The following is a 26,550-nucleotide window of genomic DNA, read 5'->3' as shown; positions in this document are numbered from 1 at the left end:
TTTTTGTCACTGTTATAATAGGTATAATCGGATATAATGAAAAGGTGAGGGAGGATTCAAAATGCGTAGGTTATTATATTCATTTCTTTTTTATATGATCATAGGTTTATTTAGTGGCTTTTTCTATAGAGAGCTAACAAAAGCATATGATTTTACTGGTACAACACAATTATCACTTGTACACACACATACACTTATTTTAGGTATGTTTATGTTTTTAATATTATTACCATTGGAGAAGTTATTTAAATTATCAAGTTACTACTTATTTAACTGGTTCTTCTATGTATATAACATAGGTGTTATCGTTACTATAGGTATGATGGTGACAAAAGGATTCTTCCAAGTCACTGGTAAATCATACTCTCCAGAAGCATTTGCAGGCTTTGCAGGTATTGGGCACACAGGTATGCTTGCAGGTTTATTGTTGCTATTTTTCCTTTTAAGACAAGCAATTCTTAAAGAACCACGTGATGAGTCTTTTAAAAAATAATATAACTAGAACTAAAAAATATACACATCTTTCAAAGGAACATTGTTGTTTCTTACTTTGAAAGGTGTGTTTTTATATTGTGATGGGATAGTTATTGATAATTCATGGCTAACTATGCGATTTATTTTAACAATATAAATATTAATAGTATAATGGCTTTAAATGATAATAATTATCAATTTGAGCGCGTTAATGAAAGAAATGAATATAGAGAGTCATAGGAGGCACATAATGAAAGACGTTACAATCATTGGTGGCGGTCCGTCTGGTTTGTATGCAAGCTTTTATGCTGGATTGCGAGATATGTCTGTAAGATTGATAGATGTTCAATCTGAATTAGGGGGTAAGATGAGAATTTACCCTGAAAAAATTATTTGGGATATTGGCGGCATTGCGCCAAAACCTTGTCATGAAATTTTAAAAGATACAATTAAGCAAGGATTATATTTTAAACCGGAAGTTCATTTGAATGAACGTGTGGTAGATATTAGGAAAAAGGCAGAACGTCATTTCGAAGTTGAAACAGAAGCGGGAGAAATATATACATCGAAAGCAGTTATCATTGCAATTGGTGCGGGTATTATTAATCCAAAACAATTAGATGTTAAAGGTGTAGAGAGATATCAATTAACTAATTTACATTATGTTGTACAAAGTTACAGACGTTTCAAAGATAAAGATGTATTAATATCAGGTGGAGGAAATACAGCATTGGATTGGGCGCATGATATTGCCAAGATTGCTAAAAGCGTGACAGTTGTTTATCGAAAAGAAGATGTAAGTGGTCATGAAGCGATGAAAACGTTGGTGACAGATTTAAATGTGAAACTATGCCCAAAAACACGTATTAAATACTTGGTCGGCAATGATGATGAAACGCATATAAGTGAAGTTGTTTTGGAACATGTTGAAAGTGGCGATACGCATACAGTTAAATTTGACGATGTCATTATTAGTCATGGGTTTGATCGTTGTAATACATTATTGAGTGAAACATCTTCAAAGCTAGATATGCATGATGATTGTCGTGTTAAAGGATTTGGTAATACGACAACTAGTATACCTGGTATCTATGCGTGTGGAGATATTGTTTATCATGATGCAAAATCACATCTAATTGCAAGTGCATTTAGTGATGGTGCAAATGCAGCGAACCTTGCTAAAACATATATCCAACCAGATGCGAATGCAGAGGGTTATGTTTCAAGTCATCATGAAGTGTTTAAAGAAGCGAATAAGACTATTGTAAATAAACATTTATACTAGGTTGATATATTGTGTGATGAAAAGTGGGGTAAATAATGGTTAAAGTGACATATGATATTCCGACTTGCGAGGATTATTGCGCATTAAGGATTAACGCAGGTATGAGTCCAAAGACGCACGAAGCAGCTGAAAAAGGATTACCTAATGCCTTATTTACAGTAACCTTGTATGATAAAGATCGGTTAATTGGTATGGGTAGAGTAATTGGCGATGGCGGAACTGTTTTTCAAATTGTTGATATTGCAGTTTTGAAAAGTTACCAAGGTCAAGGTTACGGCAGTCTAATTATGGAGCATATTATGCAATATATTAAAGGTGTGGCTGTTGAGAGTACATACGTTAGTCTGATTGCAGACTACCCAGCGGATAAATTATATACAAAATTTGGATTTATACCTACCGAACCAGATTCAGGCGGTATGTATATCAAATACTAAATTAAAAAAGACATCTCGCATAACGGGATGTCTTTTTCATGAATACTATTTATCTACACCGAAATCGATAACAATGCGCCCTTTATTTTCATGTTTAATTACTTTGTTAAGTTGTTCTGGAAGTTCATCAAATGTAATAACTTGCTTGATCTCATGTAAATTTTCAGGCATTAAATCTTTTGCGAGACGACGCCAAACGCGCTGTCTTAATTTCATAGCAGTAAATACCGAGTCAATTCCTAAAATGTTTACACCTCTTAAAATGTGAGGGAATACAGAATTAGTATAAGTATTACCGGCAGTCATACCAATAACTGCAATTGACCCACTATGATTTAAACGCTTTGTAACATAATTAATACCTTCGCCACCAACAGGGTCTACACAAGCTTGCCAAGTTGATGATGCGAGTGGCTTTTTATGATCATCTTCAACAGGAAGTCGATCGATAACTTCTTTGGCACCAAGTTCAAGTAATTGATCGCTAACATCTTGTTTACCTGTACTTGCGATAACTTTATAACCAAGTTCATTAAGCATGAGTACTGCTAAAGTACCGACACCACCTGAAGCACCGCGAACGAGTACAGGACCATCTTCAATATTCATTCCAACTTTTTCAAGTCTTTCAATTGCTAAACCGGCAGTATAACCAGCTGTGCCATATATCATTGATTCTTCTAATGTTAAAGTATCAGGAAGCTTGATAATCCATTCTGATTTTACACGCGCATATTCACTAAAACCGCCATAATGGCTAACACCTAGGTCATAACTCGTTACAATTACTTGTTCTCCTTTTTCAAAGCCTGGTGCTTCGGATTCAACAATTGTTCCAGCTAAATCTATTCCTGGAATCATAGGATACGATTTTACGACTGCATTATGATCTTGAGTCGCTAAAGCATCTTTATAATTTATACCAGAGTAATGTACTTTAATCAGCACATCTCCTTTAGGTAAATCAGTAGGCGATAATTGTTTGAAAGTTGGTGTCACTTTACCGCTCTCATCTTTATCAATTACAAACGCTTTAAATGTTTCTATCACAACGATACATCCTCTCTTTTTCTCTTTTGAAAATACGGCCATTTTACTGGAATAAATGTATCATTTATTGATGTTACACACAATCAATACAATTTGTAATTGATTTGTGTTAATGTATTTTTAAATAGTTTTGGCTGAAAAATAACATAAGTAATATTTTGATTCGATCACTGTTTATTGGAGGATTTATATGGCTGGGATAATCAAAGAAATTTCAGAACAAAATGCTAGTGAATTAGTTGAATTAGCAACTAGAACATTTTATGACACGTTTGGTTCTTACTATGATGACAAAGATTTTGATCAATTTTTTAAAGACAATTATACTGTAGAAAAATTTACACAAGAGATTAACCATGTAGATTCATTTCATTATTTTTATCAAGAAGATGGTGCGAATGTTGGTTATATAAAAATGAATATTAATAGTGCTCAAACTGAAGAAATGGGGGAGACCTATTTAGAAGTGCAGCGCATATATTTTTTGAAAGACTTTCAAGGTGGCGGAAGAGGTTCACAATTGATAGAATTGGCCGAAAAAATTGCACAAGAACATAATAAACATAAAATTTGGCTAGGAGTTTGGGAGCATAATCCTCGTGCTCAAGCATTTTATAAACGTCATGGATTTAAAGTGGTTGGTGAACATCATTTTCAAACAGGTGATGTAACGGATACAGATTTAATTATGGAAAAAGAGTTATAATGATTGTTTTTGCAGCAGATAAAATGAAATCATAGTAATAAATATTGTGTATACCTTGAAATGCTAAATGCGTAATGAATTGTTAAAGTAAAATAATTAAATTTATAGAAAACATAAAATTCACAAAAATTAAATAATAATGAACAAAAATTAGGGTATAATAAAAAGAACCTTAGATTGTAGTTATGGATATTGTGATAATTCAGATCATATTAATGTTGACGTCTTTGGTAACAAGCCATGAAAAGATACACATGGTAGATATGTATTTCAAGATTATTCAATGAATATCGAATTATAGGAGGAGATATGTATGAAAAGATTAGTTACAGGGTTACTAGCATTATCATTATTTTTAGCTGCATGTGGTCAAGATAGTGACCAACAAAAAGACGGTAATAAAGAAAAAGATGATAAAGCGAAAACTGAACAACAAGATAAAAAAACAAATGATTCATCTAAAGATAAGAAAGATAATAAAGATGATAGTAAAGACGTAAACAAAGATAATAAAGATAATAGTGCAAACGATAACCAGCAACAATCTAATTCAAATGCAACAAACAATGACCAAAACCAAACAAATAATAACCAATCAAGTAATAATCAAGCGAATAATAATCAAAAATCAAGTTACGTTGCACCATATTATGGACAAAATGCCGCGCCGGTTGCACGTCAAATTTATCCGTTTAATGGAAATAAAACTCAAGCTTTACAGCAATTGCCAAATTTCCAAACAGCTTTAAATGCGGCTAATAATGAAGCAAATAAATTTGGTAGTAATAATAAAGTGTATAATGATTATTCTATTGAAGAACATAATGGCAACTATAAGTATGTGTTTAGTTTTAAAGACCCAAATGCAAATGGAAAATATTCAATTGTAACGGTTGATTATACTGGACAAGCAATGGTTACTGATCCAAACTACCAACAATAATGTTAATATAACTATGATGCAAGTTAAAAAAATAAAACGGTAAACTCTATAATATGAATTAGGGTTTACCGTTTTTTGCGTATTTTAAAGTGTAAAAGTTTACGTTTTATAGCACTTTTAAACCTCATTCACAGCCACTGAGAAATTTAAACACTATTGATTAGATGTCATCTTAGACAATATAAGTTGTGAAATAGATTCTAATGGTTGTTCTTTATGTTGTATTTGTGGATATTTAATCACTGGTATTGCCTGGGAAATTAAATTATTAATTAATAATTGTCGGTCTGTATACCAAATTTTTGATAGATGACGCCAAATATCTTCGTTAACACCTTGAGACTCAATGTATTGACTGTGATTTGGAGTGTATAATGCTACTGTTTTGTCTATAGCCATCGCATCAAATATTATATTTGAGTAATCAGTGATAACGACATCAGACATTAGAATTAAGTCTTGAGCACTAAGATACTTTGGTGCAACAAGCGCCTCTTCTGGTAACATCGCTTCATCAACACCCTGAACCACAACATGATAGGCTTTGAATAAAGCATCTGATAGTGGTAATTGTTGCGCACTCACTAATCCAATAGGTGCGTATAATAAAACTGGTTTTTGATCATTTATTTTAAACGATTTCTTATACTGTTGTTGAGTAGTACTTTCGTTACGCTTTTGTAGTAAATATTGGTGTTTAGGATTACCATAAGCCAATACATTTGCTTGGTGACTAGGAAAAGCCGTTTGATAAAAGTGGCTAATATCATCAGCAGAATGTATAACATAATCGAATTGCAACCAGCGATTATACCTTTTAGCACGATAAAAAGGTGTTTCTATATTTTTAATAGGCTCTTTACTATCTAAAAATAATTGCATTATTGGTGTGCCTTGATGTAATTGAATTAAAGTACCGTTTGGTTGTAACGTTTCAGGTATATCATTTTCAACTATAACTACGCGTGCGCTGTTAATCAATTCGTCAGCTTTTTCAGACTTAGGTGATATGAAATGTGGTCCGCGACGATCGTCAGTAACAAAATAACAGGCAGTCATTGGATTATGTTTAACGAAGTAAGTAAATAAATATTTTGAATTACCTATATATTGATGATGATCACCGATAAAAACGATGTGATCTTTTAAAACGTTTGGTTGCTTCGTATACAGGCCGAAGTTTTGTAATTGTTTGTTATCAGCACGTTGCTTTGCTATTTTATATAACCATTTAGGTAGCATAAACTTGGTAGAATACAACCAATTATCTGGCGAATTAAGTTGTTCTGAATCCTCGATAAAAAGGTTGCGAAAAGGTATAGGATGATGATCAATATAAGCCATTTTATTCAAATAAAACTGAGACATCATATCAAAATCTTCAATAGTTTTAATAGTTTCCCATATTGAAGCACTTGTTGCTATAGGGGCTTTAAAATCAAAAACGACATGACCATCGATTGATAAATCACCTTTCAGAAGTGTCAATAAAGCTAAATCGAAAATCGTTTCTACAGAGTAATAATGTATTAAATCAAGAGTCTGTTGAATCGCATATATCAGGTTAGGATAATAATTATTGTTTTGAGCCCAATCGGCAATGTTGATCGATGATTGACCGAAATAGTGACAATCATTTTTGTATTGTCCATCCACAGTATAATCAACCACGATAGACTTAGGATATAATTGAACCGCATCTAACATCGATTGATAAATCATTATCTCATTTGCATATGGAACGACATGTGTATAACCTTCAGACTGAGCTTTCATTAATTGAGATTCAAACTTTTGCATATTAGAAACATTTATCTGTTTAATCATTGCTATAACTTCCATTTCTCATCGTAGTATCTTCCTTATTTTAGCACGGTCTTATGTAAAATTCATGAATAGTATAAGTTACTTCATTACATTAAGTACAATTCATTTTGATGAACAGATTTAAAATGAAAAATAAAACAATTAAATAGGAAAGTGATATTGTTAATAGTCTGAAAAAATGGTATATTTTAATTGTGAAAAAAATCACATTAATCTCACTGTTCTGTAAAATGTTATCGATAACAAAATGCTATAGCCAGAGCATGATTTTAATGAAGCAATTACACTACTACTTTATGGAAAGAAGAGTCAGCCTATGTTAGTAAATACGTTTAACCCATTTGATAATTTATTATTATCGTCTTTAATTGCAGCAATACCGATTGTACTGTTTTTACTATGTTTAACTGTTTTTAAAATGAAAGGTATTTATGCAGCTATTACAACACTTGTTGTAACATTACTAATTGCAATACCATTTTTCAAATTGCCAGTTGGTATCGCTTCTGGTGCAGTAGTCGAAGGTTTCTTCCAAGGTATCATTCCGATTGGCTATATCGTTATGATGGCAGTATTGTTATACAAAATTACTGTTGAATCTGGACAATTTTTAACAATTCAAGATAGTATTACAAATATTTCACAAGACCAACGTATTCAAGTTTTACTTATTGGATTTGCATTCAACGCATTTTTAGAAGGTGCAGCAGGATTTGGTGTACCAATTGCAATTTGTGCACTTTTATTAACACAATTAGGATTTAATCCATTAAAAGCTGCGATGTTATGTTTAGTCGCAAATGCAGCGTCTGGTGCTTTTGGTGCGATTGGTATCCCTGTAGGTGTTGTAGAAACGTTGAAATTACCTGGAGATGTTTCAGTATTAGGTGTTTCTCAATCAGCAACTTTAACATTGGCAATCATAAATTTCATTATTCCATTCTTACTTATCTTTATTATTGATGGTTTTAGAGGTGTTAAAGAAACATTACCAGCAATTTTAGTAGTTTCAATCACATATACACTTACTCAAGGATTATTAACTGTATTCAGTGGACCTGAATTGGCAGATATTATTCCACCGTTATTAACAATGTTAGCATTAGCAGTATTTTCTAAAAAATTCCAACCAAAACACATTTATCGTGTTAATAAAGATGAAGAAATTGAACCTGCAAAAGCACATTCTGCAAAAGCAGTATTACATGCATGGAGTCCATTCATTGTATTAACAGTCATTGTAATGATTTGGAGTGCGCCATTCTTTAAAAACTTATTCTTACCAAATGGTGCTTTATCATCATTAGTATTTAAATTCAACTTACCTGGAACAATCAGCGAAGTTACACATAAACCATTAGTATTGACTTTAAATATTATTGGACAAACAGGTACAGCTATTTTATTAACTATTATTATTACAATTTTAATGTCTAAAAAGGTTAACTTTAAAGATGCTGGTAGATTATTCGGCGTTACATTTAAAGAGTTGTGGTTACCAGTTCTTACAATTTGTTTCATCTTAGCAATTTCTAAAATCACAACTTATGGTGGTTTAAGTGCAGCAATGGGTCAAGGTATTGCGAAAGCAGGTAATGTCTTCCCAGTTCTATCACCAATCTTAGGTTGGATAGGTGTGTTTATGACAGGATCAGTTGTAAATAACAACTCATTATTTGCACCAATTCAAGCTTCTGTTGCACAACAAATTGGAACAAGTGGTTCACTTCTTGTATCTGCTAATACAGTTGGTGGTGTAGCGGCAAAATTGATTTCACCACAATCAATTGCAATTGCAACTGCAGCAGTAAAACAAGTTGGTAAGGAATCAGAATTATTAAAAATGACATTGAAATACAGTGTATGTTTACTAATATTCATCTGTATTTGGACTTTCATCTTGTCATTATTATAAAAAAACGTATTTCAAAATATAAATATACAGAGGGTGAGATGTTTTCTAACATCTCATCTTTTTTTAATGGATCATTAATGAAAGAAGTTTGACATTATAATAATGGTAGCGCTTTATGTTAAAATAAATAGTGAGTAATCAGCAATCAAATTAAATTGGTTGATAGCTGTTAAGGTTTGTGGTTTTGTCTTTGTGCTATCGCACATAAAGTATATAATTAAAGTAGTTTCGTTATTATAAAATATTAATATACATAGTAGATAGTAATAGAGCATCACCATGGGAACCTATTGAGACACTTATTGATTCAAAGTGGTATTAATATGTCGTATTTCTCGAACGTTCCATTATTCATTTTAAAAAGGGGGACTGTATTTGTTATGACAACACAACATAGCAAAACAGATGTCATCTTAATTGGTGGCGGTATTATGAGTGCAACATTAGGAACATTACTTAAAGAATTATCACCTGAGAAAAATATTAAAGTGTTTGAAAAATTAGCACAACCTGGCGAAGAGAGTTCAAATGTATGGAATAATGCCGGTACAGGGCATTCAGCACTTTGCGAGTTGAACTATACAAAAGAAGGTAAGGATGGCACAGTTGATTGTAGTAAAGCAATTAAGATAAATGAGCAGTACCAAATTTCAAAACAGTTTTGGGCATATTTAGTTAAAACAGGACAATTAGATAACCCAGATCGCTTTATTCAAGCGGTGCCACACATGAGTTTTGTCATTGGCGAAGATAATGTAGCTTTTATAAAAAGTCGTGTTGCAACGTTAAAGAAAAGTGTTTTATTCGAAAAAATGAAATTATCGCAAGATGAAGAAGAAATGAAATCTTGGGTACCGTTAATGATTGAAGGTCGTAAGTCTGATGAACCAATTGCTTTAACTTATGATGAAACTGGTACAGATGTTAACTTTGGTGCGTTAACTGTAAAGTTATTTGAAAATTTAGAGCAACGTGGTGTGGGAATTCAATATAAGCAGAATGTATTAGACATCAAGAAACAGAAATCTGGGGCATGGCTAGTTAAAGTTAAAGATTTAGAAACTAATGAAACGACAACATATGAATCTGATTTTGTATTTATTGGTGCTGGCGGTGCGAGTTTACCATTACTCCAAAAGACTGGGATTAAACAATCAAAACATATTGGTGGTTTCCCGGTAAGTGGATTATTCCTGCGCTGTACAAATCAAGAAGTGATTGATCGTCATCATGCTAAAGTGTACGGAAAAGCAGCAGTAGGTGCGCCACCAATGTCAGTGCCGCACTTAGATACACGTTTTGTAGACGGCAAGCGTTCATTGTTATTTGGTCCATTTGCAGGTTTCTCACCTAAATTTTTAAAAACAGGTTCACATATGGATTTAATTAAATCGGTTAAACCAAATAATATCGTGACGATGTTATCTGCAGGTATCAAAGAAATGAGTCTTACGAAGTATTTAGTGTCACAATTGATGTTATCTAATGATGAGCGAATGGATGATTTAAGAGTCTTTTTCCCAAATGCTAAAAATGAAGATTGGGAAGTGATTACAGCAGGGCAACGTGTCCAAGTAATCAAGGATACTGAGGATTCTAAAGGTAACTTACAATTTGGTACTGAAGTCATTACGTCAGATGATGGCACATTAGCTGCATTACTTGGTGCATCACCTGGTGCGTCAACAGCTGTAGATATTATGTTTGATGTTTTACAGCGATGCTATCGTGATGAATTCAAAGGATGGGAACCAAAGATTAAAGAAATGGTGCCGTCATTTGGTTATCGCTTAACAGATCATGAGGATTTATATCACAAAATTAATGAAGAAGTAACTAAGTATTTACAAGTTAAATAATAAACGAAACGGTAATGTCTTTTTTAATGTGATAGACATTACCGTTTTTTAGTTGTTAATAAAAATCATTTTAATTGTTTCAGTTGCTTGTTAATAGTGTCTACGTAGTTCTTATTTTTAAAGAATTGAATTATCCAAATTAATACATAAACCACAATGAAGATAATTGTGAATATGATTAGATAATGCACTGTTAGTGGAAACCAACCGGCAAGCATTGCTAAAGGCAAGAATCCGACATACGTTGTTATGAAATGCATTATAGTTGCTTTAGTAATGCTCCAATCTGTGTATTTAAAGATAAAATCTCCAAGGAAAAAGACGACGCCTATGAGTAACCATAAAATGATAGAAATCAACATTACGGTAGTTTCTGTGAAATGCGTATAATACAATATGCCAATAGTTGATTGTGGGTTCAGTGGATAATATTTGCCGTCTGCAAATAACATACTAAAGAACAGTGAAAGGGACAAACCAATGATTAAGCTAATAAATAATGAGTTTTTCAAATTTTTCATATTGATAAGCGCTCCTTTATAGATTTTAAATAACGTCTAGAAGAATAGGTGTAGTGTGCATCTTTAAGATACATACGTATAAGTCCATTTGGCTCTAATAATAATTTTTCAATGTAATACTTGTTGACGATTTCTGATTTGGAAATGCGAATGAAATGTTGTGGTAACTGTTTTTCTAGTTCATAAAGTCGTAATTTTAGTTTGAATTTTTGATTGCTTGTAATGGCTGTTACATTTTTATTAATAACTTGGAATGTTATAACATCTGATACATTAATGATATGGATTTCTTTGTCTATGTATCCGACTAATGTATGTGATTTGTCTAAATCATTGACTGCATTAATAATACTTTGAACGTGATCATTCATTTTAGGTGCATGTATATCAATATAAGATTCCGTCTCATTTGCATTGATAAATAAATTGAGTTTCATCATAGGTTAATGCCTCCTTCAAAATTATTAAACCATAAATGACCATCGATATATTTAAATTTTGTTGAATGGTAGAAATTAAATGTTAAGTGGCTAGAAAGCGCTAATCAATATAAAAGATACCTCCTGAAATAAAAACAGAAATGTTTTTTCAGGAGGTAGAGATTAAAGTGAATTATTTGGCAGTGTAATAGTAAAGGTGGTTACATACTCGTTACTTTGTGTGAATTGGATTGTACCATGATGCAATTCAATGATGGATTTTGTAATTGCAAGACCTAAACCATTGCTATTATCATGTTTGCTCACTTTATAAAAACGTTCAAATAAACGTGCTTCAGCTTGTGGACTAATTGGTGAACCATCATTACTTATTGTGAAAATGATATTGTTGTGACTATGTTGCAAAGCGATGTCAATGGCACCACCAACATCTGTATACTTAATAGCATTTATTAATAAATTACTCAATGCTTGATGTAACAAACGTTGATTTCCTAGGAAATTGATTGATTCTAGGTCAGCTAAAATGATTAACGACTTTTCATCAGCAGCAAATTGTTCATGTCGAATGATATCTTTAATGAGTTGATTGACTTGAATCTTATCATCGAATAATAAATGTTGGTGATTATCTAATTCGGATAAGAGTAACAATTCAGTTGTTAATCCGCTCAGCTGCGTTGTAATGGTATAAATATCATTTATATATTGTTGTCTTAATGTTTTATCAGAAGTTTGTTGTAACTCGCTTAATAAATGATGAATATGTGTTAATGGTGTTTTGATTTCATGAGATACATTTTGTACAAAATGCTGCCTCATTTGATCAACTTGTCCCAATGACTCTCTTATCTTATTAAAGTGATACTGTAATGTTCCAATTTCATCTTTGCGTGTTTGTTTGATAGGTGTTTCAAAATCACCATCAATTAAGCGTTCGGTCGCTAGCTTTAACTTTTTTACTGGACGAATGATTGAATAGGTTGATGCGATAACTAATGAAATCGAGATAAATAATAACAACATTAACAAGACGGCTAAGAATGTTCTAAACTCGCTAAATGTTTCTCCAATATCTGGACGCATGAATACTGCTATTGAACCGTCTTTTGTCTTAAAGTTAATACCAACAGTATTATCTGTTACATTGTCGAAAAATCCAGTTACGAATAATGCGAATGATTTATCTTTAATACCATGGTAATCTTTATTATTTAATACGTTGTTAATAGCATTTTGTGATAAAGTATCTTCTCTAAATGGCTCCCCATAAAATGTCTTATGACCTTTTTGATCAACGGTCATTATTTGGTAATTCATTTGCCCTAAATGTTTGAAATATTGTTGAATGTGCGTTGGTTTAGCTGATTGTTCATATTGTCTTGCTTCTTTAAGCGTCTTCATGATTTTCGCGTCATTAGATGCTTTTAAATTATAATGATAGTAAACATTTGTTAATACAAAACTTATTAATGCACTAAATAAAATAACCGTAATGGAATAAATCGCAATTCTAGCATAGAGTGTTTTAAACATGATTCTCCACCTTATAGCCTTGTCCTCTTACTGTTTCAATTGTAAGTGTGGCATTTAATTTTTTTAATCTTTGGCGTAGTCGCTTAATATGAACGTCAACTGTTCGCTCATCTCCTTCATAATCATAGCCCCAAATTTTTTCTATTATTTGTTCACGAGTAAAGATTTGCTTAGGACGTGCTGCAAGCATAAATAATAATTGAAATTCCTTGTTCGGTAACGTCATCGTTTTATTAGATACTTGGAGTTCCAAATAGGATTGGTTTAGCGTTAAGTTGCCAATAGTCATTTCTGAATTTGAATTGATATTATATCGACGTAATACCGCACGAATTCTAAAAATAAGTTCCTTAACCTCAAAGGGTTTGGTTACATAATCGTCAGTACCGCTTATAAACGCACGCTCTTTGTCACTAAGTGCATCCCGCGCTGTTAACATAATAACTGGTATATCATAATCATTTTTTAATGTATTACATAATTGAAAGCCGTCCATACCATCCATCATAATATCTACCACTGCAATATCGACACGCTGTTTTTCTAAAAGTTTTAATGCAGCTTCACCACTTGGTTGTGTATATGCATCAATGTGCTCTGTTTGTAAATGGCTAGCTATATAATTTAGGATTCGAGGATCGTCATCGACAACAAGACATTGCACCATAGCTATAAACTCCCTTATCTTTTTCATTTATTATACATGTAAAATATTTTTGCGTAAAAAAACAATTGTTCATATTGAGTTCATATTTCAACCTTATACTGACGCTAAAGAAGAAATAGGGAGAAGTGAATCGATATGAAATTAGCGATAAAAGAGATTATGTTTTACAAATTTCGTTATATTTTAATCACATTAATCATTCTTTTATTAAGTATTATGGTGTTATTTATTAGTGGTTTAGCTCAAGGGCTTGGTAGGGAGAATATTTCGTTATTTGAACACTTTGATAATGATGAATATGTTGTTCAAAAAATGAAAGAGCCGCAAATTGAGAAATCGCAACTTAGTGATACGCAACAGAATCAAATTAAAAAGGTAATTCATCAAGAACCATATAAAATGAATATTCAAACATTGAAATTATCTAATAAAGAACAAGATGTGATTACAATGAATGACGTTAAACAACAACGCATACAACTTAAAAAAGGTGATTATCCTAAAAATGCTCATGAGGTCGCTATTAATGGTAAGTTAGCTGCAGACAACATTAGGGTCGGGGATAGATTACATTTTAAAAATAATTCAACTAGTTATAGAGTTTCTGGTATTTTAAACGACACAATGTATGCGCATAGTTCCATTGTGCTATTGAACGATAACGGATTTAATGCATTGAATAAGGTTAATACGGCATTTTATCCAGTGAAAAATTTAACACAACAACAACGTGATGAGCTTAATAAAATAAATGACGTTCAAGTTGTGAGTGAAAAAGATTTAACAGGTAATATTGCGAGTTATCAAGCAGAGCAAACACCGTTAAATATGATGATTGTTAGTTTGTTTGCTATTACAGCAATCGTTCTAAGTGCATTTTTCTATGTTATGACGATTCAAAAAATATCACAAATTGGCATTTTGAAAGCAATTGGTATTAAGACAAGACATTTATTGAGTGCGTTAGTTTTACAAATTTTAACACTAACAATAATTGGGGTAGGTATTGCTGTGATCATCATAGTAGGACTATCATTTATGATGCCGGTAACGATGCCTTTTTACTTAACAACGCAAAATATTTTATTAATGGTGGGGATATTTATATTAGTAGCGATTTTAGGTGCCTCACTATCATTTATCAAATTATTTAAAGTGGATCCTATCGAAGCAATTGGAGGTGCAGAATAATGGCATTAGTCGTTAAAGATATCGTCAAAAATTTCGGAGAAGGTTTGTCTGAAACAAAAGTTTTAAAAGGTATTAATTTTGAAGTGGAACAAGGGGAATTTGTCATTTTAAATGGTGCCTCTGGTTCTGGGAAAACAACATTGCTAACGATATTAGGCGGATTGTTAAGTCAAACGAGTGGTACAGTGCTTTACAATGATGCACCATTGTTTGATAAACAGCATCGTCCTAGTGATTTGCGATTGGAAGATATTGGTTTTATTTTTCAATCTTCACATTTAGTTCCTTATTTAAAAGTGATAGAGCAATTGACACTCGTAGGCCAAGAAGCGGGAATGACCAAACAACAAAGTTCAACAAGAGCAATACAACTTTTGAAAAATATTGGTTTAGAAGATCGCTTGAATGTATATCCGCATCAGTTATCTGGCGGTGAAAAGCAACGTGTTGCGATTATGAGAGCATTTATGAATAATCCGAAAATCATTTTAGCAGATGAGCCCACAGCAAGTTTAGATGCCGATAGAGCAACAAAAGTTGTTGAGATGATACGTCAACAAATTAAAGAACAACAAATGATTGGTATTATGATTACACACGATCGAAGATTATTTGAATATGCAGATCGAGTGATTGAATTAGAAGATGGCAAAATAACTGATTAGTGGCTTGTAAAGACGCTAAATGTTAATGATTTAAGACATAGTAGTATAAAAGTTAGATAACAGAATACGATTTGGGTTTACAAAAAACAGGCTGGGACATTAAGTTCTTAGGCAATGTAAAAAGCTGATTTCTATTAATTATTTGATAGAAATCAGCTTTTTTGATATGTATTTTATAATGTACAGCTCGTTGCATTCATATAGCTTGAAGTCACGTTTAAAACCATATCTATCATTACGGTATGCATATCTTTTAAAACCTATTCTTTTGTTATTAGGACATATAAATTCATCATTAAGTTCGTCATATTTCCAATTTTGAGTGTTAAAAATGTCACTTTTAAACTTTCTAGTTTTATCTTTAATAAACATGACATACGTAATAAGTGGCGTTTTATTAAAATCATCTATAATAGCCATATAGTTTTGCTCACTATCATAACATGCATCAGCTACAATATACTCCGGTAAATAACCGAAGGTATTTTGAATCATTGTTAAAAATGGAATTAAAGTTCTAGTATCTGTTGGGTTTTGAAATAGGTCATAGGATAAAACAAATTGAGAATTTGTCGCTATTTGTAAATTGTATCCTGGCTTAAGTTGGCCAAAGTGTCTTATTTTTTTAAAGTATTTAAAAGTAAAATTACATGTTAATACGTAGTATTAATGGCGAGACTCCTGAGGGAGCAGTGCCAGTCGAAGACAGGGCCCCAACACAGAAGCTGACATATAGTCAGCTTACAACAATGTGCCGGTTGGGGTGGCTGAGACGGCACCCTAGGAAGGGACCCGTCATCAAAAATTCTATTTATAGAATTTTACAGTAATGTGCCAGACGGGCAAAGCGAAGCCATTCAATACGAAGTATTGTATAAATAGAGAACAGCAGTAAGATATTTTCTAATTGAAAATTATCTTACTGCTGTTTTTTTTAGGGATTAATGTCCCAGACTCTTTCCTACGATTAGTCAAGTCTTAATGTTTAAAATAAGCATTACTAAATTAGCCCGTTCAATTTAATTTTTTTGAATAAGGTGTTACACTGTATTTGATTGTACGGTTGGCTAATGTGGGGACATTTGATAATCGTACAATTTTTGATTCATTACTAAATAATGAATCGTTTTTAAGAGACGATTAATACAAGCGATGACGGCAGTCTTGTGAGCTTTCTCATGAGGCTGTTTTCTTAGCTTATAGTAATAATCGACTACATGATTGTCATAATGATGCTGCCCTCTTATTATATTCATAACCACCCAAAACAGTAATCTTCTTGCTTTTTTATTGCCACGCTTATTAATTGTGTCTCTACTTTGCGTACTACCTGATTGATATCGTTTGATATCGATGCCTACAAATGCATTTAATTGTTTATTAGATTTAAATCGCGTAATATTTCCAAGTTCCCCAATAATCATAGCTGCAGATAGTTTTCCAATGCCTGGTATTGAATGAATATGTTCAAAACAATCAAGTTGTTGCGCCAATTGAATCATGTCTTCATCTAATTGTTTAAGATGTTGTATAGATTGTTTTAAATGTCTAATTAACAACCGTGCTTTTTCTACAAGAAATGAATGTCTATCGACATTCGGATAGCTTTCCCGAGCAATGTTAACCAATTGGTGTGCGTGATTTTCAGCTTTATTCATAGATAGACCTTTATCAGTCGAATTGAATATATAAGAAATAAGAGTATCAATATCCATATTTCTCACCATATCTGGATGAGTAAATCGTTCTGCGATGTTAAGTGCAATGATAGAATATCGACTACTAAATAATTTTTCTAAACCAGGAAAAGTTTGATGAAGCTGTTCAACAATTTCAAATTTAAGCCGATTTTGTTCATTTTCAATTTCTAGATGAAAACGTGCACGCTCTCGCAACTCAAAGAAGATAGATTCATACATAGGTAAGGTTTCCATTGCTTTTAAAGTAGGTGCTAATTGCGCAAGTTTATGTGCATCAGCTTGATCGGTTTTCCATGATCTTAAAGAACTTGTTCTGAATTTAGCTTCTAACGGGTTCATCTCAATATAATTAATTTGATTTATGCGACAAAATCGAGTCATACCTCTTGAATAAATACCAGTAGATTCAAAAATGATTTGTAGGTGGTCTAAATCATTCAAATACTTTAATAAATAATTATAACCATTTTTATTATTTTGAATGGTAAATTCTCTTTGAAATTGATCGTTATGATAATGAGCTACGACACTACTTCTTTTACTAATATCAACACCTAAGTAATTGATAAATATAGCCTCCTTTAAAAAATTGAGAAGTGAGAACTTTACTTAACCTTTCTCATTTCATTTTCCTCTACACGGTTTCAAGAACCCAACATACTTCAAACGAATTTCAAAAGGCGAGAGTAAAGCTGACTTGTTTTTTATACGGGTTTAAGACCCAAGAGAACGCACAGTCTACTCCTCTCTATAACTATAAAAAATAGCTATGAAAAAATCTATCGTCATAGATTTCTTCATAGCTAATCTTAGTATGTTTAGTTTATTTATTTTCAATATAACAATTGTCTAATCAAGGATTAACGAATATTTAAAGATAGTTTGACGCAATATTAGAAACAACCTATAATAATAGTTTGTTTGTGGATTAACTATTATAAATAAAAGCGGCGTAAAGACATATAAACCAACTACTTGAACAATATAACGTTAATAACAATCTATACTGATACATTACGCCTAGATAATCTTTGATGAGCACATGTAAGAAAAAGTGATATGGTGTATGACTTCCGACACCATCGATAGATAAACCTAATTTTTGGGCTAGTCGTAAGGCGCGCAATACATGAAACTGACTTGTTACACAAACAATTTTAACTGCTTCATGATACAAATTGTTGATGATTTGTTTAGAATATAAAAAGTTTGTGTATGTATTTATAGAGTGAGATTCCATTAGTATATCTGTTTTATCAACACCATGTGCAATCAAATAACGTTGCATAGCTAAAGCTTCAGAAATTGGTTCGTCTGGTCCTTGTCCGCCAGATACAATGATCTTTGTTGCTGATGCTTGTTGTTGATAGATATCAAGTGCACGGTCTAAACGCGCTGCAAGCATTGGTGTGACAAATTCGGTAAAAATACCAGCACCTAACACAATTATGATATCGACTTCTTTGTTGTATGATCTATGTCTATATGATACTGTCCAAACGAGATAACAAATAAAGGTTAGTAACAGGGAAAGGCATAATATAGCTAACCACATAGACAAACCTTTCACAATAGGTGACTGAATCGTACTTATAAATAGAAGTGCTGATGTGTAGAGTACAAATTTATATGAAAAAGATAATAATTTTTTAATAAATAAGCGACTAGAAGTATGAGAAAATAAATATCTATGTTTGAATAGCATGATAATACTGATTATTATAAATGTTACAAACATAGACCAAGGGAAAGTATAGGTCATGATGCTATAGATGAGTGACAAAAATATCGATATGACAACTAAGATGTAGCATGTTAAATTTAACGTCAGAGTATAGTTGAAAATTAACGGACAAATAACGATAAGTATAAATATTAATAATAAATTCAATAACATACTGACACCTCGCTTATAATAAATATTAAATATAAATGTAGATGATTTAATTTATTAAAGCAAGGAGAACGCAGCAACATGTAAGTCTTAATTTGTTATATTATATATGGGTCAATATTTTTGTGTTTTTTAGATGTGCGATACAATGATTGCTGAGGATACTTTATAAAAATAGTAATTAGGGAGAAATAATTATGGTAAAACATTTACAAGACCATATTCAATTTTTAGAGCAGTTTATAAATAACGTTAACGCATTAACTGCAAAAATGTTGAAAGATTTACAAAATGAATATGAAATTTCATTAGAGCAGTCTAACGTATTAGGTATGTTAAATAAAGAACCTTTGACAATTAGTGAAATCACGCAAAGACAAGGTGTAAATAAGGCCGCAGTAAGCCGACGAATTAAAAAGTTAATCGATGCTAAATTAGTTAAGTTAGATAAACCAAATTTAAATATTGATCAACGTTTGAAATTCATAACCTTAACTGACAAAGGTAGAGCATATTTGAAAGAACGTAATGCGATTATGACAGATATTGCGCAAGATATTACTAATGATTTAAATTCTGAAGATATTGAAAATGTAAGGCAAGTATTAGAAGTCATCAATCATCGCATTAAAACATATAGCAATCATAAATAGGTTTTTGAAGGTGTTCAAATATAAGACTAAATATGTATGTATTGAACACCTTCTTTTTAGTTATAATTGAGAGAGTACTTTCATAAATAATGTAATAAGGTACAATTCTAAAGTAAAGTTAATCATTTCTTGAATTGTATTCTTGGGATAATATTTGTAAAATAATAATGGTAAAATAATGAAATAATTTTTGTGATATACATATAACAATTGAAGAGGAACAGAATTGAGGTGAAAGTATGAAATCTTGCCCGAAGTGCGGACAACAAGCACAAGATGATGTACAGATATGTACACAATGTGGACATAAATTTGATAGTCGTCAAGCATTATATAGAAAGTCAACCGATGAAGATATACAAACTAATAACATCAAGATGAGAAAAATGGTGCCTTGGGCAATTGGTTTTTTCATTTTAATCTTAATTATTATATTGTTCTTTTTACTAAGAAACTTCAATTCACCTGAAGCGCAAACTAAAATATTAGTGAATGCGATTGAGAATAATGATAAACAAAAAGTAGCAACATTATTAAGTACTAAAGATAATAAAGTAGATTCTGAAGAAGCGAAAGTATACATTAACTATATCAAAGATGAAGTTGGACTTAAGCAATTTGTCAGCGACCTTAAAAATACGGTACATAAATTGAATAAGAGTAAGACCAGCGTAGCTTCTTATATTCAAACCAGATCTGGTCAAAATATATTACGTGTAAGTAAAAATGGCACGCGTTATATCTTTTTCGATAATATGAGCTTTACTGCACCTACCAAGCAACCAATTGTTAAGCCGAAAGAAAAAACAAAATATGAGTTTAAATCTGGTGGTAAGAAAAAGATGGTTATAGCTGAAGCAAATAAAGTGACGCCAATAGGTAATTTTATACCGGGGACATATAGAATTCCAGCTATGAAATCAACTGAGAACGGTGATTTTGCAGGCTATTTAAAATTTGATTTTAGACAAAGTAATTCTGAAACGGTAGATGTTACTGAAGATTTTGAAGAAGCAAATATAACTGTAACTTTAAAAGGCGATACAAAATTAAATGATAGTTCTAAAAAAGTAACTATAAATGACCGTGAAATGGCATTTTCAAGTTCCAAAACGTATGGTCCATATCCACAAAATAAAGATATTACCATTTCAGCTTCAGGTAAAGCGAAAGATAAAACATTTACAACACAGACGAAGACGATTAAAGCTAGCGATTTAAAATACAATACAGAAATAACTTTGAATTTTGACAGTGAAGATATCGAAGACTATGTTGAAAAGAAAGAAAAAGAAGAAAACAGCTTGAAGAACAAATTGATAGAATTCTTTGCTGGATATTCTTTAGCGAATAATGCTGCGTTTAATCAGTCGGATTTTGATTTTGTATCGTCATATATAAAAAAAGGATCATCTTTTTATGATGATGTAAAGAAGCGTGTATCTAAAGGAAGTTTAATGATGATTAGTTCACCACAAATTATAGATGCTGAAAAACATGGTGATAAGATTACCGCAACCGTAAGATTAATAAATGAAAACGGTAAGCAAGTAGATAAAGAATATGAGCTTGAACAAGGCTCGCAAGACCGCTTGCAATTAATCAAGACATCAGAAAAATAGAGTATAAAACTTAAATAAGATGCATGTGTCATGGAATACAAACAACATCCTTTCAAAGTATTTACAATTAATGTGAATTACTTTGAAGGGATTGTTTTTTGTGAAAAAATTTATGGAGTGCTGAGGTTTATATCATTTTATACCTTTTATAAGTTGTAATGATGTTCATGAAACTTGTGAGTAATGCTAATATATAAAAGAGCATATTTAAATTTAGTTTCTGTTCGTGATAGTTATAAACTAATCATTATATAAAGGAGATAGTCATATGAATGATTTAACGTATTTTAACAAGCGTTCACCGATATTTATTATTATTTTAGGATCTTTGACTGCCATTGGAGCATTATCAATAGATATGTTTTTGCCTGGATTACCAGATATTAGACATGATTTTCAAACAACGACGTCTAACGCACAATTAACATTATCGATGTTTATGATTGGTTTAGCGTTTGGTAATTTGTTTGCTGGTCCAATTTCAGATTCAACTGGGCGCAGAAAGCCGCTTATTATAGCTATGATTATTTTTACATTAGCAAGTTTAGGTATTGTTTTTGTACATAATATTTGGCTGATGGTTGCATTAAGATTTCTTCAAGGAGTGACAGGTGGCGCAGCAGCAGTTATTTCAAGAGCTATAGCAAGTGATATGTATAGTGGTAATGAACTAACTAAGTTTATGGCATTATTGATGCTTGTTAATGGTATTGCACCAGTTGTTGCGCCAACAATAGGGGGCATAATTTTAAATTATTCTGTCTGGCGTATGGTCTTTGTCATTCTGACTATCTTTGGTTTCGTCATGGTCATAGGTTCTTTATTAAAAGTACCTGAATCATTAACAGTGACAAATCGTGAGTCAAGTAGTGGATTAAAGACAATGTTTAAAAACTTCAAAATATTATTGAAGACGCCACGTTTTGTATTACCAATGCTCATTCAAGGTATGACATTTGTAATATTATTTACTTATATTTCTGCGTCTCCGTTTATTATTCAAAAAATTTATGGCATGACTGCAATACAATTTAGTTGGATGTTTGCAGGAATTGGTATTACGCTCATTATATCAAGTCAACTTACTGGGTACCTTGTTGATTTTATAGACTCACAAAAATTGATGAGAGGCATGACGATGATTCAGATTATCGGTGTAATTTTAGTGACGATTGTATTGCTTAATCATTGGAACTTTTGGATTTTAGCGATAGGATTTATCATTTTAATAGCACCAGTGACAGGTGTTGCGACACTTGGTTTTACTATAGCTATGGATGAAAGTAGCAGTGGTAGAGGGAGTTCATCAAGTTTATTAGGTTTAGTGCAGTTTTTATTTGGTGGTGTTGCATCGCCATTAGTGGGGGTAAAAGGTGAAGATAATCCTATACCTTACATAATTATTATTATAGCTACAGCAGTTATATTAATTATTTTACAGATTTATAATATGAGGGTATTTAAAACAAATCGATGATAAACATAGTTTCTTCTATTATATTGAATTGAAAAATTAAAAAACAAAACTTGAGCTATTCATAGACCTATGAATTTAGCATCAAAAATAAAAATGCCGAGATTATTATGTGGAAATCTCGGCATTTTTATATTGATAGCACCGTAACATATGTACTATTATCTATCCATTTGGTTTAACTTTATCTAGTTGTTTTATAGCATTTCTTTATTAGAATGAAACCGTATTATTAGTTTTGAAGTTTAATCGTATTAGCCAATAAAATGTCAGCAACTTCTTCAGGTGATTCATTACAACCATTCGAAAGCCAATTAATAAACACCCCAGCTTGACCGCCTATGATATATGTAACATAAAGCTGTTTATTGGTTACTGTAGTACTATAGTCATTCATAATTTGTTGATAGTAATCTCTCGCTAAATTTATATAGTCTATGAATAATGTTTTCATTGGATAGGTAACTAAAATGTCTTTGAAAAATTGCTCATTGTGCTTGATATACTTAGCAATAATAATGAAGAATTTATAAAGTTTAAGCTTATCCTGTTTAATATTTTCGAAATTATGATGTAGCGCGCTTAGAAGAAATTGGAATTTTTCTTTATGCTTTGAGTTGATGGTATCCAATAAATCAAATTTATCTTTGTAATAATCATAAAAAGTAGAACGATTAATATTACAATACGCGCAAATCATTTTAGTGGATATTTCTTGAAAAGGATATTCAGCCATCAAATCAACAAGTGCGTTTTGAATTTCTATTTTGGCTTGTCGTTTCATATTGTTACACCTTTGTGAATTTTAACCAACACTCTTATAAAAATTGTTGGTGTTTTTTTAGTTATCATGTATCTATAATAAATAAAGTGAATTTTAAAAGCAAATAGGAGGAAATGTTTCATGAAAAAGATGATATTAATTAATGTCATTACGGTTGTTGTACTGTTAGCAATTGGGATTGCTGGCTTTTATTTCTGGAATAAAACAACAAGCTATGTAACAACTGATAATGCAAAAGTAAATGGCGATCAAATTAAAATAGCAAGTCCTGCATCTGGACAAATTAAATCACTTAATGTTAAACAAGGTGATAAACTTGATAAAGGTGACAAAGTAGCAACTGTTACTGTACAAGGTCAAGATGGCGAAACGAAAGATATGGATCTTAAAATGCCTCAAAAAGGTACAATTGCCAAATTAGATGGTATGGAAGGTTCAATGGTGCAAGCTGGTAACCCAATCGCTTATGCATACAATTTAGATGATTTATATGTAACAGCAAATATTGACGAAAAAGATATTAAAGATGTTGAAGTAGGTAAAGATGTTGATGTGACTATTGACGGTCAAAAAGCTTCTATTAAAGGTAAAGTTGATAGTATTGGAAAAGCAACTGCTGCAAGCTTTTCATTAATGCCATCATCAAATAGTGATGGTAACTACACTAAAGTTTCTCAAGTAATACCTGTTAAAATCACTCTAGAATCAGAACCGTCTAAACAAGTTGTTCCTGGAATGAACGCTGAAGTAAAAATCCATAAAAATTAAGGGGATCATTAAATGACTACGACCTTCATTATTAGCTACATTATTTTAGCGCTCATTATTGTTGGGGTTATCAATTTATTTTTAATAAGATCAAGAAAAAAAGGCAAACGCCAACAAAAGGAACAACAATTTACGACACGTCAATCAAATCAATCTAAATTTAAAGCTAGTGATTTAGACAAAACAACTGATCAATCGACACAACGTATGACGCATGAAGAATTGCGTGTTGACAATCAAGATGATCATAGCCAAGTTAGTCTAAATGGTTACACAAAGGGGTCTGAGAAAGATCAAGAAGCATTCACTAATAATAATGATGAGGAAGCAGTTGCTGCTAAAAATCCTGAATCAGAAGAATATAAAGTGAATGAAAAAATAAAAAAAGAACATAAAAACTTTATTTTTGGTGAAGGTGTTTCACGCGGTAAAATATTAGCGGCATTATTATTCGGTATGTTTATTGCGATTTTAAACCAAACATTATTAAATGTTGCTTTGCCAAAGATTAATACAGAGTTTAATATTTCCGCTTCAACAGGGCAATGGTTGATGACAGGATTTATGTTAGTAAACGGTATTTTAATACCAATTACGGCGTATCTATTTAATAAATATTCATATCGAAAATTATTTTTAGTTGCGTTAGTACTCTTTACAATTGGTTCATTAATCTGTGCGATTTCAATGAATTTCCCAATCATGATGGTTGGACGTGTATTACAAGCCATTGGTGCAGGTGTACTAATGCCATTAGGTTCAATTGTTATTATTACAATTTATCCACCTGAAAAACGTGGTGCTGCCATGGGTACAATGGGTATCGCAATGATTTTAGCACCTGCAATTGGTCCAACATTATCAGGTTATATTGTACAAAATTACCATTGGAATGTGATGTTTTACGGTATGTTCATTATCGGTATTATTGCAATCTTAGTTGGTTTTGTATGGTTTAAGTTATATCAATATACAACAAACCCTAAAGCTGATATCCCAGGTATCATTTTTAGTACGATTGGTTTTGGTGCTTTGTTATACGGCTTTTCAGAAGCGGGGAACAAAGGATGGGGTTCTGTTGAGATAGAAACAATGTTTGCGATTGGTATTATCTTTATTATTCTATTTGTAATAAGAGAATTAAGAATGAAATCACCAATGTTGAATTTAGAAGTATTAAAATTCCCAACATTTACATTAACAACAATTATTAATATGGTTGTAATGTTAAGTTTATATGGTGGTATGATTTTATTACCGATTTATTTACAAAATTTACGCGGATTCTCAGCATTAGATTCCGGATTGTTATTATTACCTGGTTCTCTAATTATGGGTCTACTTGGACCATTTGCAGGTAAATTGTTAGATACTATTGGTTTAAAACCATTAGCTATCTTTGGTATTGCTGTCATGACTTATGCAACATGGGAATTAACTAAATTAAATATGGATACACCATATATGACAATCATGGGTATCTATGTACTTCGTTCATTTGGTATGGCATTTATAATGATGCCAATGGTAACTGCAGCTATTAATGCGTTACCGGGACGACTTGCCTCTCATGGTAATGCTTTCTTAAATACGATGCGTCAATTAGCAGGCTCTATAGGTACAGCAATCTTAGTTACTGTTATGACAACACAAACAACACAACATTTATCAGCTTTTGGGGAAGAGTTAGATAAAACGAATCCTGTTGTACAAGATCATATGCGTGAATTAGCATCGCAATATGGTGGTCAAGAAGGCGCAATGAAAGTGTTATTACAATTTGTAAATAAACTAGCAACAGTTGAAGGTATTAATGATGCATTTATAGTTGCAACGATATTTAGCATCATCGCTTTAATTTTATGTTTATTTTTACAAAGTAATAAAAAAGCAAAAGCTACAGCTCAAAAGTTAGAAGCAAGCTCAAATAACAATCATGAATAAATAAAATAAATTAATTGAAGTGTGACTAATCAAAAATTATGTTGTGGGGACATGATTTTTAAAGTATCGGTGCCAAATATGGTTATCGATACTTTTTTTATTTGTTGATTTATAAAATAAAAGAGGAATTATATTAAAATTTGGCATTGACGTAGTAGGTCATTAATAAAGAAAAAGCAGGAAGTGGGTCAACGA

The 26,550-nt window shown here is 31.8% G+C and carries 25 protein-coding genes and 1 pseudogene; 16 read left to right on the top strand and 10 right to left on the bottom strand.

Features of this window, described 5'->3' with window-relative positions; genetic code table 11:
* The first annotated feature begins 61 nt into the window (after positions 1–61).
* From KI230_RS11945 to KI230_RS11930, 4 genes are all read left to right on the top strand, one after another.
* Positions 62–493, top strand: coding sequence for a DUF2871 domain-containing protein (locus tag KI230_RS11945; protein WP_001253464.1), 432 nt, complete (start codon positions 62–64; stop codon positions 491–493).
* A gap of 104 nt (positions 494–597) precedes the next feature.
* On the top strand, positions 598–714 hold the full coding sequence (locus KI230_RS11940; RefSeq protein WP_001806771.1) for a hypothetical protein: 117 nt from the start codon (positions 598–600) through the stop codon (positions 712–714).
* Between the two features lie 10 nt (positions 715–724).
* Positions 725–1,759 (top strand): NAD(P)/FAD-dependent oxidoreductase, encoded by a 1,035-nt coding sequence (locus KI230_RS11935; protein ID WP_000655972.1) that lies wholly within the window; start codon positions 725–727, stop codon positions 1,757–1,759.
* 35 nt (positions 1,760–1,794) lie between these two features.
* Positions 1,795–2,196, top strand: coding sequence for a GNAT family N-acetyltransferase (locus KI230_RS11930; RefSeq protein ID WP_000241596.1), 402 nt, complete (start codon positions 1,795–1,797; stop codon positions 2,194–2,196).
* Positions 2,197–2,241: 45 nt separating this feature from the next.
* Here KI230_RS11930 and KI230_RS11925 read toward each other — a convergent pair whose 3' ends face one another.
* On the bottom strand, positions 2,242–3,246 hold the full coding sequence (locus KI230_RS11925) for an oxidoreductase (protein ID WP_000573242.1): 1,005 nt from the start codon (positions 3,244–3,246) through the stop codon (positions 2,242–2,244).
* Between the two features lie 190 nt (positions 3,247–3,436).
* On the opposite strand from KI230_RS11925, the gene KI230_RS11920 reads away from it, so the two are divergent.
* Complete coding sequence (locus tag KI230_RS11920) at positions 3,437–3,952, top strand: GNAT family N-acetyltransferase (RefSeq protein ID WP_000907311.1); 516 nt, start codon at positions 3,437–3,439, stop codon at positions 3,950–3,952.
* Positions 3,953–4,265: 313 nt separating this feature from the next.
* A complete protein-coding gene (locus KI230_RS11915; RefSeq protein ID WP_000827001.1) occupies positions 4,266–4,895 on the top strand; it encodes a hypothetical protein in 630 nt (209 codons plus the stop codon).
* Between the two features lie 153 nt (positions 4,896–5,048).
* On the opposite strand, the gene KI230_RS11910 is transcribed toward KI230_RS11915, so the two are convergent.
* The gene (locus tag KI230_RS11910; RefSeq protein ID WP_025175031.1) at positions 5,049–6,722 is read right to left on the bottom strand and encodes a CDP-glycerol glycerophosphotransferase family protein; all 1,674 of its coding nucleotides are present in this window, start codon (positions 6,720–6,722) and stop codon (positions 5,049–5,051) included.
* 316 nt (positions 6,723–7,038) lie between these two features.
* Between KI230_RS11910 and KI230_RS11905 the strand changes: the two genes are divergently transcribed.
* The gene (locus tag KI230_RS11905) at positions 7,039–8,637 is read left to right on the top strand and encodes an L-lactate permease (protein WP_000960854.1); all 1,599 of its coding nucleotides are present in this window, start codon (positions 7,039–7,041) and stop codon (positions 8,635–8,637) included.
* A gap of 380 nt (positions 8,638–9,017) precedes the next feature.
* Positions 9,018–10,496, top strand: a complete 1,479-nt coding sequence (gene mqo / locus KI230_RS11900) for a malate dehydrogenase (quinone) (protein ID WP_000211373.1) — start codon at positions 9,018–9,020, stop codon at positions 10,494–10,496.
* 65 nt (positions 10,497–10,561) lie between these two features.
* Here mqo and KI230_RS11895 read toward each other — a convergent pair whose 3' ends face one another.
* The 4 genes from KI230_RS11895 to hssR form a co-directional block, all read right to left on the bottom strand.
* Positions 10,562–11,017 (bottom strand): DUF3021 domain-containing protein, encoded by a 456-nt coding sequence (locus KI230_RS11895; protein ID WP_000793169.1) that lies wholly within the window; start codon positions 11,015–11,017, stop codon positions 10,562–10,564.
* Positions 11,014–11,457, bottom strand: coding sequence for a LytTR family DNA-binding domain-containing protein (locus tag KI230_RS11890; protein WP_000977032.1), 444 nt, complete (start codon positions 11,455–11,457; stop codon positions 11,014–11,016). Before KI230_RS11890 ends, KI230_RS11895 begins: the two co-directional genes overlap by 4 nt.
* A 162-nt stretch (positions 11,458–11,619) precedes the next feature.
* Positions 11,620–12,993 carry a heme sensor histidine kinase HssS gene (gene hssS, locus KI230_RS11885; protein ID WP_214958275.1) on the bottom strand — a complete coding sequence of 458 codons (1,374 nt, stop codon included), beginning with the start codon at positions 12,991–12,993 and terminating at the stop codon, positions 11,620–11,622.
* The gene (gene hssR, locus KI230_RS11880; RefSeq protein WP_000249497.1) at positions 12,986–13,660 is read right to left on the bottom strand and encodes a DNA-binding heme response regulator HssR; all 675 of its coding nucleotides are present in this window, start codon (positions 13,658–13,660) and stop codon (positions 12,986–12,988) included. Before hssR ends, hssS begins: the two co-directional genes overlap by 8 nt.
* A gap of 135 nt (positions 13,661–13,795) precedes the next feature.
* Here hssR and KI230_RS11875 point away from each other — a divergent pair, with 135 nt between their 5' ends.
* Positions 13,796–14,851, top strand: coding sequence for an ABC transporter permease (locus KI230_RS11875; protein WP_045176554.1), 1,056 nt, complete (start codon positions 13,796–13,798; stop codon positions 14,849–14,851).
* Positions 14,851–15,516, top strand: a complete 666-nt coding sequence (locus tag KI230_RS11870) for an ABC transporter ATP-binding protein (RefSeq protein ID WP_001229920.1) — start codon at positions 14,851–14,853, stop codon at positions 15,514–15,516. The genes KI230_RS11875 and KI230_RS11870 overlap by 1 nt, the downstream gene beginning before the upstream one ends.
* Positions 15,517–15,702: 186 nt before the next feature.
* Here KI230_RS11870 and KI230_RS11865 read toward each other — a convergent pair.
* The 3 genes and pseudogenes from KI230_RS11865 to KI230_RS11855 all read right to left on the bottom strand — a co-directional run.
* Positions 15,703–16,125, bottom strand: a pseudogene (locus tag KI230_RS11865) (transposase); the annotation flags it as partial.
* Between the two features lie 458 nt (positions 16,126–16,583).
* Positions 16,584–17,783, bottom strand: coding sequence for an IS110 family RNA-guided transposase (locus tag KI230_RS11860; RefSeq protein WP_276392259.1), 1,200 nt, complete (start codon positions 17,781–17,783; stop codon positions 16,584–16,586).
* A 361-nt stretch (positions 17,784–18,144) separates the two neighbouring features.
* A complete protein-coding gene (locus KI230_RS11855) occupies positions 18,145–19,113 on the bottom strand; it encodes a YdcF family protein (protein ID WP_001549718.1) in 969 nt (322 codons plus the stop codon).
* A gap of 194 nt (positions 19,114–19,307) precedes the next feature.
* On the opposite strand from KI230_RS11855, the gene tcaR reads away from it, so the two are divergent.
* From tcaR to tcaB, 4 genes are all read left to right on the top strand, one after another.
* Positions 19,308–19,763: a MarR family transcriptional regulator TcaR gene (gene tcaR / locus KI230_RS11850; protein ID WP_000238542.1), complete on the top strand. Its 456-nt coding sequence runs from the start codon at positions 19,308–19,310 to the stop codon at positions 19,761–19,763.
* 239 nt (positions 19,764–20,002) lie between these two features.
* Positions 20,003–21,385: a glycopeptide resistance protein TcaA gene (tcaA, locus tag KI230_RS11845; protein ID WP_031585657.1), complete on the top strand. Its 1,383-nt coding sequence runs from the start codon at positions 20,003–20,005 to the stop codon at positions 21,383–21,385.
* A gap of 30 nt (positions 21,386–21,415) precedes the next feature.
* The gene (locus KI230_RS11840) at positions 21,416–21,544 is read left to right on the top strand and encodes a hypothetical protein (protein WP_031774919.1); all 129 of its coding nucleotides are present in this window, start codon (positions 21,416–21,418) and stop codon (positions 21,542–21,544) included.
* Between the two features lie 109 nt (positions 21,545–21,653).
* A complete protein-coding gene (tcaB, locus tag KI230_RS11835; RefSeq protein WP_031775239.1) occupies positions 21,654–22,862 on the top strand; it encodes a putative multidrug effflux MFS transporter TcaB in 1,209 nt (402 codons plus the stop codon).
* 229 nt (positions 22,863–23,091) lie between these two features.
* On the opposite strand, the gene KI230_RS11830 is transcribed toward tcaB, so the two are convergent.
* Positions 23,092–23,643 carry a TetR/AcrR family transcriptional regulator gene (locus tag KI230_RS11830; protein WP_000828570.1) on the bottom strand — a complete coding sequence of 184 codons (552 nt, stop codon included), beginning with the start codon at positions 23,641–23,643 and terminating at the stop codon, positions 23,092–23,094.
* A 120-nt stretch (positions 23,644–23,763) separates the two neighbouring features.
* Between KI230_RS11830 and KI230_RS11825 the strand changes: the two genes are divergently transcribed.
* A complete protein-coding gene (locus KI230_RS11825) occupies positions 23,764–24,411 on the top strand; it encodes an HlyD family secretion protein (protein ID WP_000738250.1) in 648 nt (215 codons plus the stop codon).
* A gap of 12 nt (positions 24,412–24,423) precedes the next feature.
* On the top strand, positions 24,424–26,355 hold the full coding sequence (locus KI230_RS11820) for a DHA2 family efflux MFS transporter permease subunit (protein ID WP_000213880.1): 1,932 nt from the start codon (positions 24,424–24,426) through the stop codon (positions 26,353–26,355).
* The last annotated feature ends 195 nt before the right edge of the window (positions 26,356–26,550 follow it).

Origin of the sequence: Staphylococcus sp. MZ3 (genome assembly GCF_018622755.1) — a bacterium.
Taxonomy (GTDB): Bacteria; Bacillota; Bacilli; order Staphylococcales; family Staphylococcaceae; genus Staphylococcus; species Staphylococcus aureus.
This window is presented reverse-complemented; position numbering and strand designations above follow the sequence as displayed.